15 protein-coding genes are annotated in these 18,255 nt (G+C 64.2%); 7 read left to right on the plus strand and 8 right to left on the minus strand.

All coding sequences use genetic code 11. The features are described 5' to 3' along the window. Positions 1 to 162: 162 nt before the first annotated feature. Entirely contained in the window at positions 163 to 2,325 is a 2,163-nt protein-coding gene (gene uvrB / locus B3T59_RS03470; RefSeq protein ID WP_005208941.1) for an excinuclease ABC subunit UvrB, read from the minus strand. 79 nt (positions 2,326 to 2,404) lie between these two features. Here uvrB and B3T59_RS03475 point away from each other — a divergent pair, with 79 nt between their 5' ends. Further along, positions 2,405 to 2,926 (plus strand): DUF402 domain-containing protein, encoded by a 522-nt coding sequence (locus B3T59_RS03475; RefSeq protein WP_064863485.1) that lies wholly within the window; start codon positions 2,405 to 2,407, stop codon positions 2,924 to 2,926. Positions 2,927 to 2,931: 5 nt separating this feature from the next. Here B3T59_RS03475 and coaE read toward each other — a convergent pair whose 3' ends face one another. The 3 genes from coaE to rpsA all read right to left on the minus strand — a co-directional run bounded on the left by coaE (position 2,932) and on the right by rpsA (position 7,049). Beyond that, entirely contained in the window at positions 2,932 to 4,125 is a 1,194-nt protein-coding gene (gene coaE / locus B3T59_RS03480; RefSeq protein ID WP_064863478.1) for a dephospho-CoA kinase, read from the minus strand. 54 nt (positions 4,126 to 4,179) lie between these two features. Beyond that, a complete protein-coding gene (gene aztD, locus B3T59_RS03485; protein WP_376782627.1) occupies positions 4,180 to 5,421 on the minus strand; it encodes a zinc metallochaperone AztD in 1,242 nt (413 codons plus the stop codon). 158 nt (positions 5,422 to 5,579) lie between these two features. Next, positions 5,580 to 7,049 (minus strand): 30S ribosomal protein S1, encoded by a 1,470-nt coding sequence (gene rpsA / locus B3T59_RS03490; protein WP_005208946.1) that lies wholly within the window; start codon positions 7,047 to 7,049, stop codon positions 5,580 to 5,582. A 306-nt stretch (positions 7,050 to 7,355) separates the two neighbouring features. Here rpsA and B3T59_RS03495 point away from each other — a divergent pair, with 306 nt between their 5' ends. Both B3T59_RS03495 and B3T59_RS03500 read left to right on the plus strand, forming a co-directional pair. Further along, positions 7,356 to 7,943 carry a 2'-5' RNA ligase family protein gene (locus tag B3T59_RS03495; RefSeq protein ID WP_251723662.1) on the plus strand — a complete coding sequence of 196 codons (588 nt, stop codon included), beginning with the start codon at positions 7,356 to 7,358 and terminating at the stop codon, positions 7,941 to 7,943. Positions 7,944 to 7,979: 36 nt separating this feature from the next. Then, complete coding sequence (locus B3T59_RS03500; protein ID WP_251723661.1) at positions 7,980 to 8,819, plus strand: class I SAM-dependent methyltransferase; 840 nt, start codon at positions 7,980 to 7,982, stop codon at positions 8,817 to 8,819. Positions 8,820 to 8,864: 45 nt separating this feature from the next. On the opposite strand, the gene B3T59_RS03505 is transcribed toward B3T59_RS03500, so the two are convergent. Genes B3T59_RS03505 through B3T59_RS03515 form a run of 3 tightly spaced genes read right to left on the minus strand, consistent with a single transcriptional unit; the run spans position 8,865 to position 11,545 of the window. Further along, positions 8,865 to 9,650 carry an amino acid ABC transporter ATP-binding protein gene (locus tag B3T59_RS03505; protein ID WP_285897862.1) on the minus strand — a complete coding sequence of 262 codons (786 nt, stop codon included), beginning with the start codon at positions 9,648 to 9,650 and terminating at the stop codon, positions 8,865 to 8,867. Then, positions 9,647 to 10,606 carry an amino acid ABC transporter permease gene (locus B3T59_RS03510; RefSeq protein WP_251723660.1) on the minus strand — a complete coding sequence of 320 codons (960 nt, stop codon included), beginning with the start codon at positions 10,604 to 10,606 and terminating at the stop codon, positions 9,647 to 9,649. Before B3T59_RS03510 ends, B3T59_RS03505 begins: the two co-directional genes overlap by 4 nt. Positions 10,607 to 10,609: 3 nt before the next feature. Beyond that, a complete protein-coding gene (locus B3T59_RS03515; RefSeq protein ID WP_197502404.1) occupies positions 10,610 to 11,545 on the minus strand; it encodes an ABC transporter substrate-binding protein in 936 nt (311 codons plus the stop codon). 429 nt (positions 11,546 to 11,974) lie between these two features. Between B3T59_RS03515 and B3T59_RS03520 the strand changes: the two genes are divergently transcribed. Continuing rightward, entirely contained in the window at positions 11,975 to 13,135 is a 1,161-nt protein-coding gene (locus tag B3T59_RS03520) for a lipase family protein (protein ID WP_251723675.1), read from the plus strand. Here B3T59_RS03520 and B3T59_RS03525 read toward each other — a convergent pair whose 3' ends face one another. After that, complete coding sequence (locus tag B3T59_RS03525) at positions 13,136 to 14,236, minus strand: isocitrate/isopropylmalate dehydrogenase family protein (protein WP_287001484.1); 1,101 nt, start codon at positions 14,234 to 14,236, stop codon at positions 13,136 to 13,138. A gap of 152 nt (positions 14,237 to 14,388) precedes the next feature. Here B3T59_RS03525 and B3T59_RS03530 point away from each other — a divergent pair, with 152 nt between their 5' ends. The 3 genes from B3T59_RS03530 (at position 14,389) to B3T59_RS03540 (ending at position 18,254) form a co-directional block, all read left to right on the plus strand. Beyond that, entirely contained in the window at positions 14,389 to 15,876 is a 1,488-nt protein-coding gene (locus B3T59_RS03530; RefSeq protein WP_287001485.1) for an APC family permease, read from the plus strand. A 78-nt stretch (positions 15,877 to 15,954) separates the two neighbouring features. After that, positions 15,955 to 17,568 (plus strand): amidohydrolase, encoded by a 1,614-nt coding sequence (locus tag B3T59_RS03535; RefSeq protein WP_287001486.1) that lies wholly within the window; start codon positions 15,955 to 15,957, stop codon positions 17,566 to 17,568. 62 nt (positions 17,569 to 17,630) lie between these two features. After that, positions 17,631 to 18,254, plus strand: a complete 624-nt coding sequence (locus B3T59_RS03540; RefSeq protein ID WP_287001487.1) for a TetR/AcrR family transcriptional regulator — start codon at positions 17,631 to 17,633, stop codon at positions 18,252 to 18,254. The last annotated feature ends 1 nt before the right edge of the window (position 18,255 follow it).

Consider the following 18,255-nt stretch of genomic DNA (forward strand, 5'->3'; position numbering starts at 1 on the left):
ACACATGTCTGATTCCGCACTTTCGCGGACTTCATCGATCACGACAACTCTAGAGTCACCTGAATCGGCAGGATAGTGTGCCACGCAACATTTGTCCGATGATCACGATGATCGCTACATCCCGAACCCCAGTGGGACGAACGTCCCACTTTCCAGAGACGGTTACTTGATTCCGGCAGCATCCATACCGCGCAGCTCTTTCTTCAGATCTGCGATCTCGTCGCGCAGCCTGCCCGCGAGTTCGAACTGCAGATCGCGAGCCGCGCTCATCATCTGCTCGGTGAGCTGCGCGACCAGATCGGCGAGTTCGGCCCGTGGCATCGACCCGACGTCTCGCTTCTCGATGACTCCTGCGGAACCGCCCTTCGCCTTGGAGACCTCTCCCTGCGCTCGCCGTCCGCGGCTGGCGTTGCGGCCGGAACCTCCGACATCGACGACCGAATCCTCCGCCTCGCGGTACACCTGATCGAGAATGTCGGCGATCTTCTTACGCAACGGTTGTGGATCGATACCGTGCTCTTTGTTGTAGGCGACCTGCTTTTCGCGACGACGCTCGGTCTCTTCGATCGCGTTGCGCATCGACTCGGTGACCGTGTCGGCGTACATGTGCACCTCGCCGGAGACGTTACGGGCGGCACGCCCGACCGTCTGGATCAACGACGTCGTCGACCGCAGGAACCCTTCTTTGTCGGCGTCGAGGATCGCGACGAGCGACACCTCGGGAAGGTCGAGTCCCTCGCGTAGGAGGTTGATACCGACCAGCACGTCGTATTCGCCCGACCGGAGCTGCCGCAGCAACTCGACCCGTCGTAGGGTGTCGACCTCGGAGTGCAGGTACCGCACCCGGATACCGAGTTCGAGGAGGTAGTCGGTGAGGTCTTCGGCCATCTTCTTGGTCAACGTCGTCACCAGCACGCGTTCATCGCGCTCGGTACGGTCGCGGATCTCGTGGACCAGATCGTCGATCTGCCCCTTCGTCGGCTTCACCACGATCTGCGGATCGACCAGCCCGGTCGGGCGGATCACCTGCTCGACGAACTCTCCGTTGGACTGGCCGAGTTCGTATGCGCCAGGCGTCGCGGACAAATAGACCGTCTGCCCGATGCGTCCGACGAACTCGTCCCAGGTGAGCGGACGGTTGTCGACCGCAGAGGGCAACCGGAACCCGAAGTCGACCAGATTGCGCTTGCGCGACATGTCACCCTCGTACATGCCGCCGATCTGCGGAACCGTCACATGCGACTCGTCGATCACGAGCAGGAAGTCATCGGGGAAATAGTCGATCAGCGTTGCGGGGGCGCTGCCCGCAGGCCTGCCGTCGATGTGGCGCGAGTAGTTCTCGATGCCCGAGCAGAACCCGACCTGCCGCATCATCTCGAGGTCGTAGCTGGTCCGCATGCGCAGGCGCTGCGCCTCGAGGAGTTTGCCCTTGCCCTCGAGGTCGGCGAGACGCGCCTCGAGCTCTTCCTCGATGCTCGTCATGGCCTTCTCCATGCGCTCAGGTCCCGCGACATAGTGCGTCGCGGGGAAGATGCGCAGCGTGTCGACCTGTCTCACCACATCGCCGGTCAACGGATGCAGGTAATAGAGCGCCTCTACCTCGTCACCGAAGAACTCGATCCGCACCGCCAACTCTTCGTACGACGGGATGATCTCGACGGTGTCGCCCCGGACACGGAAGCTACCGCGGGTGAACGACATGTCGTTGCGTGTGTACTGCACGTCGACCAGCAACCGGAGCAGTGCGTCGCGGTCGATCTCGTCGCCGACTTCTACCTCGACCGAACGGTCGAGGTAGGACTGCGGCGTGCCGAGACCGTAGATGCACGACACCGAAGCGACGACCACCACGTCTCGTCGTGACAGCAGGCTCGACGTCGCCGAGTGTCGCAGACGCTCGACGTCGTCGTTGATCGACGAGTCCTTCTCGATGTAGGTGTCGGTCTGGGCGATGTACGCCTCGGGTTGGTAGTAGTCGTAGTACGAGACGAAGTACTCGACAGCGTTGTGCGGCAACATCTCTCGAAGCTCGTTGGCGAGCTGCGCAGCAAGCGTCTTGTTGGGCGCCATCACGAGCGTCGGGCGCTGGACCCGCTCGATCAACCACGCGGTGGTCGCGGATTTACCGGTACCGGTGGCGCCGAGAAGGACGATGTCGCGCTCCCCCGCCGCGATGCGACGTTCGAGGTCGTCGATCGCCTTCGGCTGGTCACCTGCGGGCTCATACTCGCTGACCACCTCGAACCGACCCTCGGTACGTTCGACGGCACCGACCGGACGGTGCTCGGAGTGCGCGAGAATCGGGTGTTCGGTAGCAAAAGCCATAGTGCCAGGGTAAACGCGACCTGTGACAATTCTGTTCCGGATTCACGCACACCCCGTGACCTGCGGTTAGGGTGTGACGATGTCCGATCTGCACCCGCCGAAGCGGGAGATCTTCGACGTGCCCGCGATGATCAATACCGACAACAAGGGATTCGTCCGTCCGGTGGAACGCTACGAGGAGGCCTCGTTCGGTCTCTACATGTCGCGCACCGCCGATCACCCCAGATTCAGCCATCTCGAGTCCTGGCTTCTTCCTGCGCTCGGACTTCGCGCCAACATCTTCCACTTCGTCGAAGGACACCGGACCGGGCAGCGCCTCTACCTCGACATCGGGCGTTTCCAGGGCCCCGACACCGACGGCCGCTGGCACGCCGAGGACTGGTATCTCGATCTGGTCGACGTCCCCGGTCGCCCACTGGAACTCATCGACGTCGACGAACTGTTCGAGGCACACATAGCCGGCCTGTTGTCGACCGTCGAATGTGAGGAAGCCGTCCATATCGCCCGACGCGCACTGGTTGGTGCGGCAGAACACGACCACGACATCCAGAAGTGGCTCGACGTCGCGAGCGGTGGGCATGTGTCGTGGCTCGACGGCTGATGGCGCTACATCTCCCGACGATCGGCACGCCAGGCGGCGACTCGCGCATACGCGCTGTCGAACCAGGGTTCCTTCGCCGAGACGTAGGCGTCGCGGTCGCCGTCGGCTGCAGCCAGTGCGGCCCGCTTGACCTCGGCGTACTCGTCACGTGCTGCGGCGTCGGACCGCATCCAATCGCGGAACTCGACGGCGAACCGACCGCCCGGTGAACCCTGCGCCCGCAGATGCACATTGACCGACCGTCCAGGATCGGCCGAACCGTGGAACCTCTTGCCCCAGAGGCCCTCATCGACCGAGCCGGTCTCCGGATCCGGCTTCGGCCGGTCGCTGGTGGTCTTCGGATCACGCGGGAACCCGCCGTCGGCAAGCACGTCGGCCAGAGCATCCGCGACGTCGAGGTCGGCCACGGTGACCTGGATGTCGATGGTCGGCTTCGCGATCAGCCCCGGCACCGCCGTCGAACCGATGTGATCGATCGCCGACGCCTTGTCGCCGACGAGTGCCCACAGTCGATTGACCAGTCGCGCACCTATAGCCGCCCATGCCGGCTCCGGAGCAGCCAGTTCCAACGGTCCGGGGACGATCGTTCGCGAGCGCACATTCTCCTCGTAGGGCACCAACCGCTCGTCCCAGAGCTCGGCGGCAGCCGCCGCGAGATCGTCTGGCGTGCCCGAGTTGTCGAGCCAGACGTCAGCGACGGCCCGTCGCTGTTCGTCGGTGGCCTGGGCGCGGATTCGGGCGCGCGCGTCGTCCTCGGGCATGCCACGCAGCTCGGTCAGGCGTTGGACGCGCAGCTCCTCGTCGGCCCCCACGATCACCACGAGATGGAAGAACGGAGCCATGTTGCCTTCGACGAGCAGCGGGATATCTTGCACCACAATGGCATTCGACGCAGCTTGAGCGAGCAGTTCCTGCGTGCGAGCACCGACCAGCGGATGCGTGATCGAGTTGAGCTTCTGCCGACTCTCGTCGTCGACGAAGGCTTTGGCGGCCAGCGCTGGTCGATCGAGCGTCCCGTCGGCGGCCAGGATGTCGTCGCCGAAAGCCTCGACCAACTGCGTCAGACCGGGCGTGCCCGGTTCGACGACCTCGCGGGCGATCTTGTCGGCGTCGATGTGGTATCCACCCCGCTCCACGAAGGTCTTGGCCACGGTCGATTTGCCGGCTCCGATGCCGCCGGAGAGTCCCACTCGGATCACAGACTCCAGTGTCGCAAACGCCGAGTCATCACGGTCATCCGAGTGGCGACCCGATCAGCCGGTGACGCCGGTGAGCTCGATCGTCTCGTGCGGCAGCGACACCCTACCGACGACCTTCGCCGCGGTGAGGTCGACGGCGTAGAGGGTCTTGGTCGACGGTTCACTCACGTACGCCCGATCGCCCTGGATCAAGAGGTTCGGCATCGGCGACTGCCATTCGTCGGGCTCGGCCCACGCCCGGATCACCGGGATCGACGCGACCTGAGCCGCTGACTGCGGATCGAAGACGTGGAGGGCACCGTCGGTGCCGAGAATCACGGCCTGCCCGTCGGGGCCACGCTCGATGGATCGGAAACTATAACTCGAGTCGATCGGCACGACCCGCAGCGTGGCAGTACGGGTGTCGGTGAGTGTGAACCGATTCGGTCGCTCGAGGTCAGCGTTCTTGTCGGTCTTGTAGTCGCCGAGAACAATCGGCGAGTCGGCAGTACCGGCCTGATTTCCGATGCGGCCGTACGAGTCGGGGCTCGCTACTTTCGTGATCTCGTTTCCTCGCACGATCAGAATGCCGTTTTCGCACCCGAAGGTGAGTACTCCGTTCGCTGCATCTGCCTCTCCGTGGACGCCCGGACACTCATCGCTGCGAGTGATCTCCCTGCGCTGCTTGTCGAGTATCGCGATCCCCGACCGTTCGTTCTCATTGCCGAGAGTCACGACCAGAGAGCCGTCGCCGCGTGACACGGCGACTCCGTGATGCGGTTCGGGTGCCGTGTACGTCGTCGACGCGGCCTTTCCCTGCGCCAGCGCGACCGGCTCCACGATCGTGACCTCACCCGTGCCGTCGGAGAACAACGTCAACCGGTCCTCGAACGACACGGCATGTCCCGGCTCCGCACCGCCGAAGGTGATGTCGGTCATGCGAGGTGACGATGAATAGTGGTGGCCGTGATCCCCGTGTCGGCGGGTCCATACACCCATGTCGAGGACGTGGAATCCATCCGATTCGCTGATCAGGACGTCGCGCCCGTTGTCGGCGCTGTTGAGGCGGACGAATCCGTCGACTTTGATGTCGTCGACCTGTGTCAATGAGTCGGCGTCATAGACCAGCACGCCGCCGTCGTAGCTCAACGCCAGCCGACCGACCGCGTGCTGCTCTTCAGTCGGGCCCGCCGTGGCGGACGACGCGGCGTTCTGCGCGGCGAAGTCGGTGTCAGGGGCACCGCACCCTGCCGCAAGGTATGCTGCGACGGTTGCGAGGGCGGTCCAGGTAGTCAGTTTTGTCCGATGTGAATGCACGCGGACGAGTGAACACGTTAATGAAAATTATTGTCAACAGCTTATTTCTCCGCCCTGCTGGTCACGCCGACGTCACCGGTAGGGCCGTGCCACGAACAAGAGCGCCTTCCGGACGAATCCGGAAGGCGCTCTTGGCGTTTACGTGCGAGACGCGACTATCAGGCGTTGCCCGACAGCTTCTCGCGCAGTGCGGCGAGCTGCTCGTCGCTGGCCAGCGAGCCACCCGTCGATGCGGGAGCGCTGCTCGACGAAGCGCTGCGGCTCTCCGACGATGCCGACGAGTAGTCCTGCGGGGCCTTCTCGGCCTCGGCTGCGGCAGCAGCGAACTTCTCGATCTGCGCGGTGTGCATCTTGTGGCGACGCTCGGCCTCGGCGTAGCGGTTCTCCCACTCTTCACGCTGCTTCTCGTAGCCGTCGAGCCATTCGTTGGTCTCGGCGTCGAAGCCCTCGGGGAAGATGTAGTTGCCCTGCTCGTCGTAGCTGTCGGCCATGCCGTACTTCGACGGGTCGAACTCCTCGGTGTAGTCCTCGTTGGCCTGCTTGAGGCTCAGCGAGATACGACGACGCTCGAGGTCGATGTCGATGACCTTGACCATCGCGTCGTCGCCGACGGCGACAACCTGGTCCGGGACCTCGACGTGGCGCTCGGCCAGCTCGGAGATGTGCACGAGGCCCTCGATGCCGTCGTCGACGCGGACGAACGCACCGAACGGAACCAGCTTGGTGACCTTGCCCGGCACGATCTGACCGATCGCGTGGGTGCGGGCGAACTGACGCCACGGGTCTTCCTGAGTTGCCTTGAGCGACAACGACACACGCTCGCGGTCGAGATCGACGTCGAGAACCTCGACGGTGACCTCGTCACCAACGGTGACGACCTCGGACGGATGATCGATGTGCTTCCAGGAGAGCTCGGAAACGTGGACCAGACCGTCGACGCCGCCGAGATCGACGAACGCACCGAAGTTGACGATCGAGGACACGACGCCCTTGCGGACCTGGCCCTTCTGGAGCTGGTGCAGGAACTCGCTGCGGACCTCGGACTGGGTCTGCTCGAGCCATGCACGACGCGACAGCACCACGTTGTTGCGGTTCTTGTCGAGCTCGATGATCTTGGCTTCGATCTCCTTGCCGATGTACGGCTGCAGATCGCGCACACGACGCATCTCCACGAGCGATGCCGGGAGGAAGCCGCGCAGGCCGATGTCCAGGATCAGGCCGCCCTTGACGACCTCGATGACGGTGCCCTTGACGGCCTCGTCCTTTTCCTTGAGCTCCTCGATGGTGCCCCAGGCACGCTCGTACTGCGCGCGCTTCTTGGACAGGATGAGGCGGCCTTCTTTGTCCTCCTTGGTGAGAACCAGGGCCTCGACCTCGTCACCGACGTTGACGACCTCAGAGGGGTCGACGTCGTGCTTGATCGACAGTTCGCGAGAAGGGATCACGCCTTCGGTCTTGTAACCGATGTCGAGCAGAACCTCGTCACGATCGACCTTGACGATGGTCCCTTCGACGATGTCGCCATCGTTGAAGTACTTGATCGTGGAGTCGATGGCTGCGAGGAAGTCCTCAGCCGAGCCGATGTCATTGACGGCTACTTGCGGCGAGGTGATCGTGGGGGACGACATATGTTGAGTTGCTCCGGACAGGTATGTAGTAGGTACAGTTCACATTGTTTGAACAGCGATGTCAGGCGACGCGCATCTCGATCACAGTGCGACCGATCAGCGTTCTCCCAGGTCATCACACGAGGGTGACGTCCAGGTGACGACAAGCTGAACTGCGCGAAAGATGCCTCCACGCGCTTTGTCCACCTTACTCTAGCGGCGTTGTGCTGGGCAAATACCACTTCTGAGTGCATCCCGCCACCGCGCACACGACACAGCAGGCATACGACACAGCTGGGGATACGACGACACGCGAGAGGTGCAACGTTGGCGCATTCGGTCGAATTCCTCTTCGACGACGAGTCGGAACGTCGCCTGCGCGCGCTGTGGGATGCGCTCGCGGCGTCGAACCTGCCCAACGCAGGCAGAAACCCGTCGCCCACCAACCGCCCGCACGTCACGGCCGCCGCGACGCATCGGATCGACGCAGCCGCCGACCACGCGATACATCAGTGCACCGAAACCCTTCCGATTCCGGTCACCATCGGGGCACCGCTGGTCTTCGGCCGTGACGACCGCCTCGTCGTCGCACTGCTGGTGGTGCCGACGGCTCGCTTGCTGGCCACCCATGTGCGGGTGGTCGAGGCGCTGTCCGGCCATGCGTTCACCGCCGACGACGAGCCGGGCGTTTTCTCCCACTCGCTGCCCGGATCGTGGACTCCACACGTCACGATGGCGCGCCGCGTGCACTCGGACACTCTCGGCGACGTCGTGGCCGCGCTCGATCTGTCCTCTCACAGCGGTCGCCCTGACGGCGCTCTCGCGACCATCACCGCGATCCGACGTTGGGACGGCGATAGTCGGACAGATGTCGTCCTCGGCAAGCGTCACGAGAGTTCGGACTCGGGCGAATGACTCCCAGGGGTTGGCGGCCGCGACGGATCTAGACTCATGCAGGTGATCGGCGACGACGAGACTCCGCACGCGCCGCGACTGCTCGGACGAATCGATTCGTCGACGAGCGAGGCCGCGAGCCGCACCTGGTGGGACGCAGAGGCACAGGACTATCACCGCGAACACGGCGGTTTCCTCGGCTCCGACTCCCGTGGCGGCGAGTTCGTGTGGGGGCCAGAACGATTGCGAGAGGGAGACGTTCACCTACTCGGCGATGTCGCCGGCCGCGACATCCTCGAGATCGGGTGCGGTTCCGCGCCGTGTTCACGGTGGCTCGTCGCCCGTGGTGCGCGCGCCGTCGGACTCGATCTGTCGCAGAAGATGCTCGATCACGGACTCGCCACCATGAAGCGATTCGACGAACCGCGGGTACCGCTCGTTCAGGCGACCGCAGAGTCGCTGCCCTTTGCGGACGAGAGCTTCGACATCGCCTTCTCGTCTTTCGGCGCAGTGCCTTTCGTCGCCGAACCCGGCCGGGTGATGGCGGAGGCCGCGCGCGTCCTACGGCCGGGCGGCCGCTGGGTGTTCTCGGTGAATCACCCGATGCGCTGGATGTTTCCCGACGACCCAGGGCCTGCCGGGCTGACCGTCACGATGCCGTACTTCAGCAGGACGCCCTATTCCGAGGTCGACGCCGACGGCACGGTCACCTACGTCGAACATCACCGCACCATCGGCGATCGGGTCCGTGACATCCGCGCTGCCGGACTCATCCTCGACGACATCGTCGAGCCGGAATGGCCGGACGACCTCGAGGACGAGTGGGGTCAGTGGAGTCCGCTTCGGGGACAGTACTTTCCGGGCACCGCGGTGTTCTGTTGCGTCAAACCCGGCTGAGCACAACGCAACCGATCACAGCTGAACCGATCACAGCGGGGCCGATCACAACAGCTTCGAGAGGAACGCCTTGGTCCGCTCGTGCTGCGGGTTCGCGAGCACCTCTCGCGGATCGCCCTGTTCGACGACGACGCCGCCGTCCATGAACACCAGCTGGTCGGCAACCTCGCGGGCGAATCCCATCTCGTGCGTGACCACGAGCATGGTCATGCCTGTCGAGGCGAGTTCCCGCATCACACCGAGCACATCACCGACCAGCTCGGGGTCGAGCGCCGACGTCGGCTCGTCGAAGAGCATCAGTTTCGGCTCCATCGCCAGCGCTCTGGCGATCGCGACGCGCTGCTGCTGCCCGCCGGAGAGTTGCGACGGATACGACTGCGCCTTGTCTGCGAGTCCGACGCGCTCCAGCAGGTACTCGGCGCGAGAAGTGGCCTCGGCCTTGTTCTTTCGTTTGACCTGCGTCGGCGCCTCGATCACGTTCTCGAGCACCGTCCGATGCGGGAACAGATTGAAGTGCTGGAACACCATGCCGATGTCGCGGCGCTGCTTGGCCGCGTCCTTCGGACTCATCTCATAGAGCTTGCCACCGCGTTCGCGATAACCGATGAGGTCGCCGTCGACGTAGAGCCGTCCCGCATTGACCTCCTCGAGATGGTTGACGCATCGCAGGAACGTCGACTTGCCAGAGCCCGACGGACCGATGATGCACAGGACCTCACCGCGCTCGACCTCCAGCGAAATACCTTTGAGCACCTGCGTCGTACCGAAGCTCTTACACACTCGATCGGCAAGCACCATCGGTGTCGCCGACGTCTCTTCGACCGTCGTCATACTCCCCCACCCCCGTGTTGTGGATCGGTCACCTCGGCCTCTGCGGCGAGGGCCTTGCGTTGCTTACCAGTCAGCGCACGTGTCGCGCCCCGCGCGTAATAGCGCTCCAGGTAGTACTGGCCGACCATCAGGATGCTCGTCACCACGAGGTACCAGGTCGACGCGACCATCAGCAGCGGAATCGGCTGGAAGATCACGCCCGAGATGTCACGCGCACGTCCATAGAGTTCGAGGCTGAACGGCACCGCGGCCACGAGGCTGGTCGTCTTGAGCATGCTGATGACTTCGTTGCCTGTCGGCGGGATGATCACTCGCATCGCCTGCGGGAGCACCGTTCTGCGCATGGTCTGCGACCACGTCATACCCAGCGCCACCGACGCCTCGGTCTGCCCCTCACCCACAGATGACACACCTGCGCGCACGATCTCCGCCATGTAGGCGGCCTCGTTCAGAGCCAGGCCGATGACCGCGAACAGAAATGCCGCGTTCAGCGACTGGATGTCGAAGTGTGCAAACTGCACCGTGAACGGGATACCGAGGTCGATCCGCTTGTAGATCGACGGGAACAGGCCCCAGAACACCAGCTGCACATAGACCGGGGTACCGCGGAAGATCCACAGGTAGACCCACGACGTCGCACGGAGAACCGGATTCGGCGACAGGCGCATGATCGCCAACACCACACCCAGCACGATTGCGATCACCATCGACAGGACCGTCAGCGCGAGTGTGTAGCCGACGCCCGACATGATGCGGGTGTCGAACAGGTACTTGGCGTAGGTGTCCCACGCATACGCCTTGTTGGTGGCCGCGCCGTAGATGAACAGCGCGACGAGGATGAGCACGATCGCCGCGGCGATCCACTGACCGGGATGTTTGAGTGGTACGGCCTTGATCGGGGTCGGCTCCACTTTCGCGGAGTCGACCCCGACTCGGCCGTCAGACGGCGTCGACACAGGTCAGCTGACCGCGCCGTTGATCACAGATTTCTGGATGGCGCCGGCCTCGACGCCCCAGTTCTCGGCGATCTGCTTGTACTGACCGTTGTCGATGAGGTGCTGCACGGCCTGCTGCAGAGCCTGCGTCAACGACGACCCCTTCTGCACCGGGTAGCCGTAGGGCGCCGAGTCGAACACTCCACCGGCAGCCTCGAGCTTGCCGTTCGAGCGCTTGATCGCGTACGCGGTCACGGGCGAATCCGCCGACATCGCGTCGACCTTGCCGAGCACGAGCGCGTTGGTTGCTTCGTCCTGGCTGTCGAACTTCACCTTCTCGATCGCAGGCTTGCCCGCATCGGTGCATGCCTTGCTCTTGGCAGGAACCTCGTCGGTGTCCTCGACGGTGGTCGACTGCACGGCAACCCGCTTACCGCAGGCGTTGTTCGGGTCGATGTTGCCGCCCTTCTGCTGGGCCCACTGCACACCGGCGTTGTAGTAGGTGACGAAGTCGACCTGCTGCTCGCGCTCCTTGCTGTCGGTGAACGACGACATACCCACGTTGTAGGTGCCCTGCTGGATCGCCGGGATGATCTTGTCGAAGTCGGCTTCCTTGTACACCGGCTTGAGACCCAGGACGCCGGAGACGGCGTTCATGAGATCCACGTCGTAGCCGACGATGTTGCCGGAGGGATCCTTGAACTCGTTGGGCGAGTAGGGAACGTTGACACCGACGATCAGCTGGCCCGACTGTCGGATCGGCGCGGGTACCAGCGCGGCGATGGAATCGACCTTGGCGACCTCCACTGCCTTCGACGAGCTGGCTGCCGCCTCGCCACCGCCCTCGTCGGATTCATTGTTGGTACATCCGGCGAGTACCAGTGTCAGAACGGCCACAAGCGCGGTGAACAGACCGCCGAATCGCCATCGTCGCGAACGTGTCGAATGCTGAAGTCGCATCGAAATCCTTCCCCCGGCGCCCCCATGAGCGCCTCGAGACCACACACCGACACACCGTCGGCACTTCGCAGTAACTTACTGGCTTCCGGTGCAATCCACCCGGTAGTTACGAAGGATTAACCGTGCTTCGACCCGACGACGCGCCCGAGCACCGGGGCGGCCGGGCGCGTGGTTGTACCCACCCCAATCCAATATCGATGACCAAGAAAGCACGTACGTTTCGGAAACTTACCTCCGCAAACATTTCCGATAAAACGTGAATTGATGGATTCAAGATATAGTTTGCGTAGAGCCTTTCTTCGAATTAGCATTTCGAGCGTGATACGCCCCACTCGACCATTCTGGGTCGCATTGTCCGGATTTGTTGCGGCGCTGTTGGCAGCGACGCTCACTGGTTTCCTCGTGCCCGCAACAGCGTCCGCGAGTCCATTGAAGCCTCCGTCTCACGACCCCTTCTACGGCACGCAGCGAAGTCTCGACCACGTCGCGCCCGGTACCCCACTGAAGACTCGCGTCGTCCAATTGTCCTACGGCGACAAGAGGTTTCCGGCATTTGCGACGCAGATCCTGTTCCGTACCACGGATCAGTTCGGCATGCCGACGGCAGCAGTCACCTCCATCATCGAGCCGTTGACATCCGGACCGCGAAAATTGATCTCGTATCACTCCCCCTATGACGCACTCGGGTCACAATGTGATCCCTCGTACGCTCTCCGCGGTGGCAATACCGGCCGTGGACCAGAATTCGACGACATCATCATCGGTTCATTTCTTGCGCAGGGATACACCGTCGTAGTCCCCGACTATGAAGGCTTGAAGATGCGCTGGACGATGGGGCGCGAGTCCGCGCAGACCGCTCTCGACAGCATCCGTACCGCGCAGCGACACCTGCGCCTGCCCTCGTCGACGCCGGTCGGGCTCTTCGGCTACTCGGGCGGATCGGTGCCCACCGGCTTCGGCGCCGACCTCGCCGCGAACTACGCTCCCGAACTCCACATCGTCGGCGCCGCCGCGGGTGGAGTCCTCGTCCAGCCGTCGCACAACCTGCCCTATGTCAACGGCAGCAAGCAGTGGGCCGGCGTGATACCCGCGCTCATGAACGTCTACAACGCGACCTTCGACCTCAACATCGGCCAGTACCTGTCCCCCAAGGGAACCCAAACACTCGCGCAGACCCAGGGACAGTGCCTGATCAACTTCGCGACCAAATATCCAGGACTGACCGACACACAATTGCTGCTACCGCAGTATCCGGGGCTGTTGACCGTCCCGGGGATCCCGCAAGCCTTCAACCAGAACATCATGGGTTGGGTCGGCAAGCCGAGAAATCCGATGTTCCTCGGTGTGGGCAACGTCGACGGAACCGGCGACGGGATCATGATCGACGGTGACGTGCAGGGATTGGCAACGAAGTACTGCCGGGAAGGAGTACCTACGCAGTACAGGACCTATCCCAAGCTCAGTCACTTCGATGCGTTCCTGCCCTGGGCACCCGATGCGGAGAAGTTCCTCGCCGACCGTTTCGCCGGGCGCCCCGCGACCTACTGCTCGGGAATTCCGACGGGCAACACCCTGGGCCCCATCAGCTAGTCAGGACCCGTCAGGCCGTTCGGTGCCGCGGTCGATCGCTTCGACGACCGCGGCACCGAACTCTGTCGTGGTCGAGGCCCCGCCGAGATCGGCCGTGCGAATCCCCGTGGCCAGCGTGACGTCGATGGCGTCGTCGATTCTCGCGGCGCAGCGGGTGAGCGCTTCGTCGGCTCGCTGATCGCCCCACCATCGGAACATCATCGCCGTCGAGGCGAGAATGCCGACGGGATCGGCGATTCCGCGTCCGGCGATGTCGGGGGCCGCACCGTGGCTGGCTTGCGCCATGGCCTTGGTCGACGAGCAGTTCACCGAACCTGCCATTCCCAGCGATCCCGCCAACTCGCCTGCGAGATCGGAGAGGATGTCGCCGAAGAGGTTTTCGGTGACCAGCACGTCGAAATCCGCGGGCCTGCGAACCAGCAGTGCTGCCATCGCGTCGACATGCTGCTCGTCGACGTCGACGTCAGGGAAGCCCACCGCCACCTCGCGGCACGCATCGCGGAAGAGGCCGGTCGTGAGTCGTAGAACGTTGGCCTTGTGCACGATGGTGACATGCCGTGAGCGTTGCCTCGCGAGTCGGAATGCCTCTCGAGCGATTCGACGACTCGCCTCACGGGTGACGACTCCGACCGCGAGCGCAACATCGGGCGTCGGCATGAATTCACCACTCCCGACGGCCATGTTCCGGTCGGCGTACAGCCCCTCGGAGTTCTCCCTCGCGATCACCACGTCGATGTCGGGAGCGGTTGCGGCCACACCGCGATAGGCCCGACACGGCCGGATATTCGCATACAGCCCGAACCGCTTACGGATCACCGCACCAGGCGTCAGCATCCCACGGAACTCCTCGGGATATCCGGCCGAGTCGTGTGGGCCGAGAATCCACACGTCGAGTTCGTCGAGACCCTCGAGCGCCGATTGCGGTGTCGGCGTGCCGTACTCGGCTATTGCGTCACGACCGAGAGGCAAAGTCACCCAATCGAATTCGATGTCTTCGCGCGCACCTGCCGCAACCGCCACGTCGACGGCGATCGGCACGATCTCCGGCCCGATTCCGTCGCCGTCGAGTACACCGATCGCCAGTCGACTGTCCCTGCTCATCTCGCAAATATTGCCAGAACGCTTGACAACTCTGCCGAGCCACCTCAGCATAGCTAGAAACCGAATGTCATTCGGTTTGGCCCTCAACGCCGCAGGCCAGCCGCCATTCTCTTCGACGACACTCTCGTAGCGTCGCTCTCGAAAGGCTCCCCATGAGCACTGCAGATCCATCCCGAGTCGCAACTCCACCTGCCGCTGTCGATTCGCCACCACCCGCAGGCATCGATCTCAAGCAGGACGCACTCGGCGCGCCGTCGATTGCTTTCATGGTGATCGCGGCGGCGGCCCCGCTGACCGTGATGGCGGGCGTAGCGCACCTCGCCCTGGCCATCGGCGGTGTCGGCGCGCCGGTCGCCTATCTCGCCGCTGGAATCAGCTTCGCGGTGTTCGCGGTGGCGTTCATGGCCATGACCAGGGCCACCGGCGGCAAAGGCGCCTTCTACTCCTACATCACGCTTGGCCTCGGTCGGGTCGCGGGACTCGCATCAGGCTTCCTCGCAGTCGTCTCGTACAACGCACTCCAGATCGGCGTGTACGGCCTCCTCGCCGTTCAGACGCACGACGCCATCTCGCGGGTGCTCGGCGTCGACATCCCCTGGCCCGTACTCGCACTCGTCGCAATCGCGATCGTATGGTTCGTCGGCCGTCGCGGAATCGACGTCGGGGCGCGATTCCTCGGAGTCCTCCTCGCCCTCGAAACCGGCATCCTGCTGGTTCTCGCCGTCGCGATCCTCGTCAAGGGCGGAGCGCACGGTATCGAGTTCTCCACCTTCACTCCCAAGGCGATCTTCGCTCCGGGAATGGCAGGCGTGCTGGCCTTTGCGTTCGCGGCGTTCATGGGATTCGAGTCGACAGCGCTCTATCGCTCCGAGGCTCGCGACCCCGACCGCTCCATCCCCCGCGCCACGTACTGGGCAGTCGGCTTCATGGCCATCTTCTACTGCTTCATCGTCCAGGCATTCGGCGCCGCTCAGGTGCAGCAGGCCGCGGGCGACGACGTCGCCGACCTCTTCTTCTCCGCCATGACGACGTATGTGGGCACCTGGGCGACCGACGTGATGTCACTGCTCATCGTCACAAGCGCTCTGGCGTCGCAGATCGCGTTCCACAACGCCATCAACCGCTACACGTATGCACTCGCACGCGACGGCGCGCTGCCCCGCATCCTCGATCGCACTCACCCTGTGTACAAATCCCCTTCTCGCGCAGGCAATCTGCAGACCATCCTCGCCGCCGTCGTCATCGCGGCGTTCGGCCTGGCCGGTGCAGATCCCTACTATCAACTCCTACTGGTCCTCAACACCCCGGGAATCGTGGGAATCATTGCGCTGCAGGTGATCACATCGCTCGCGGTGGTCGCGTACTTCGTGCGCAAGCACTACGTCAGGGCCGAGCGGGTCGGGCTGATCGCGGGAGTCCTGAGCACCATCCTTCTCGGCCTCGCATTGCTACTACTCGTGGCAAACATCAAGCTGCTGACCAACATGGGCACCGCGGCCAACGCGGCACTTGTCGGCAGCGTGGGAGTCGTGTTCCTCCTCGGAATCGTTGCGGCACTCTATTTCCGCGCCCGGGTGCCACGCACCTATGCCCGCATCGGCGGCCTCTACGACGACCCGCACGCCAGCACCGAACGCTGACACCAGGGGATCCGAAGACGCAGTGGCACAACTCAATCACGTACCAGACCGCACTCAACGACATACGCAGGGACGAACATGACACATCGAGCCGACACGGTGATTTTCGCCAAGACCATCCACACACTGACAGGGGAACAGGGCCACAGCGCCGTCGCCATCTCCGACGGGCGGGTCTGCGCACTCGGCGACGCGGATTCGCTGACAACCTATATTTCTGCGTCAACTCAGATCGTCGACCTGGGAGACGCGACACTCACCCCCGGCCTCATCGACGGACACATCCATCCTGTTCTCGGACTGGACATTTCGGCCGGCGTCGACCTCTCGGGCGTCGACAACCTCGATCAACTCGTCGAGGCTCTGCGAACCGCCCCGGTCGTCGACGGCTGGGTGCGGGGCTGGGGCCTCGACCCCAACGCGTTCGGTGGCCGACCCGTCACATCCGACGTGGTGGTGACGGCGGTGGGACCCGACCTGCCCGCCCTGCTCTACCTCTTCGACGGTCATTCAGCACTCGCCACACCGGCGGCACTGCGCGTCGCGGGCGTCGATGGCCCGCGGACATTCAGCGGCAACGCCGAGATCGTCTGCCAGGACGGCATTCCCACGGGCCACCTGCTGGAGCTGGAAGCGGTCAGCGTCGTTTCCGCGGTCGTACCGCCCGAGTCGGCGCACCAGCGTCGACGACGCCTCAGCGAACTGCTCGGCTCCATGGCTGCGGCCGGACTGACATCAGCGAACGCCATGGATTTCGAAGGCGACAGCGGCGAGCTCGTCACCGCACTCGAAGCCGACATCGAACTTCCCATGCGGCTCCGCTTCGCTCCGTTCTGTATGCCCGGCACTGACACCGAGCAACTCGATCACATCGTCGAACTGCAGCGTCGCGGTGGCAGGCGGTGGAGTGTCGACGGCGTCAAGTTCATGGTCGACGGGACCATCGACGGTGGCACTGCGTGGCTCGAGACTCCCGACTCCCATGGCGAATCAACCGCGCCACTGTGGCCGGACCCAGCGGAGTACCGACACGCGCTGCGCTACTTGGCACAGCGAGGTGTTCCCACGGTGACCCACGCGATCGGCGACGCAGGAATCCGTTATGCACTCGACAGTCTCGCCGATCTACCCGAGCTCCCATCGGGCGCACGACATCGGATAGAACACATCGAGACACTCCCCGACGACCTCGTCGACCGTTTCGCGCGGCAGGGCGTGGTCGCGAGCATGCAGCCGACCCATTGCACCCACTACACGCGCGCCGACCACTCCGACAACTGGTCGGAGAGACTCGGCACCGAACGCGCCGACCGCGCATTCCGCACGCGCGACATCCGTGACGCGGGAGCGATCCTCGCGTTGGGGTCGGACTGGCCGATCGCACCCTTCGATGCCCGTTCGATCATGGCCGACGCCCAGCTCCGACGCCGCGCGGGACATCTCGACGATGCTCCGATCCTTCCCGGACAGGCACTCACCGCACGCATGGCACTCGAAGGCTATACGAGCCACGCCGCACGGGCGCAGGGCGCGAGCGACGCGGGTGCCATCGCGGTGGGCTGTCGCGCTGATCTCACCGCCTTTGCCGTCGATCCGCTCCGGTGCCCGCCCGACGAACTCGCCGACGCCCCAATCGTGCTCACCATGGTCGGAGGCGACGTGGTGCACCGCGCCGACCACGTCGACGCCTGACCCGCCCGAGCGTCGAGGCAACGGCGAGCATCAGGCATACGGCGAGTCACTAGGCTTACGGAATGCCCCGCCCGCGCACACCGATCCTCGATCCGAACACGATTGCCCGAGCGGCACTCGACGCGCTCGACTCCGACGGCTCGTTCACCATGCCCGGGGTTGCGAAGCGCCTCAACGTCGCGGTGTCGTCGCTGTATCACCATGTGGCGAGCCGCGAGCAACTCCTCGAGCTCATCCGCGGGGTGATCGCCGAGGAACTCTCGGTGTCGATCGAATGGCCGGAGGACTGGCGCGAGGTGGTTCGAGAGTGGCTGATCGGCTACCGCGCGGGCTTCGGTGCCCACCCCGAACTGGTGCGGGCACTCACGGCGCAAACGGTCCGCGCACCCGAGGTGCTGCACGGCTACGACCGATTGGCGCAGAAGCTCGTCGACGCCGGGTTCCCGATCGATCGGGTGTTGCACGTCATCACGTTTCTCGACACCATCGCGCTCGGGTCGGCGCTTGACGTCGGCGCACCCGAAGAGGTGTGGTCGGCCGACGGCGTCGCGGCTGACAGCGCCCTCGGGCGTGCGCTGTCGGCAGCACCGACGGGACGCGTGCGCGCTGACGAAGCGTTCGAGCTGACCGTCGATTTGGCCGTCATCGGCCTCGAGACCGAACTGGCCCGCGTGTCGCAGAACTGAC

The organism is Gordonia sp. UBA7860 (genome assembly GCF_002500165.1).
GTDB classification, from domain to species: Bacteria; Actinomycetota; Actinomycetes; order Mycobacteriales; family Mycobacteriaceae; genus Gordonia; species Gordonia sputi.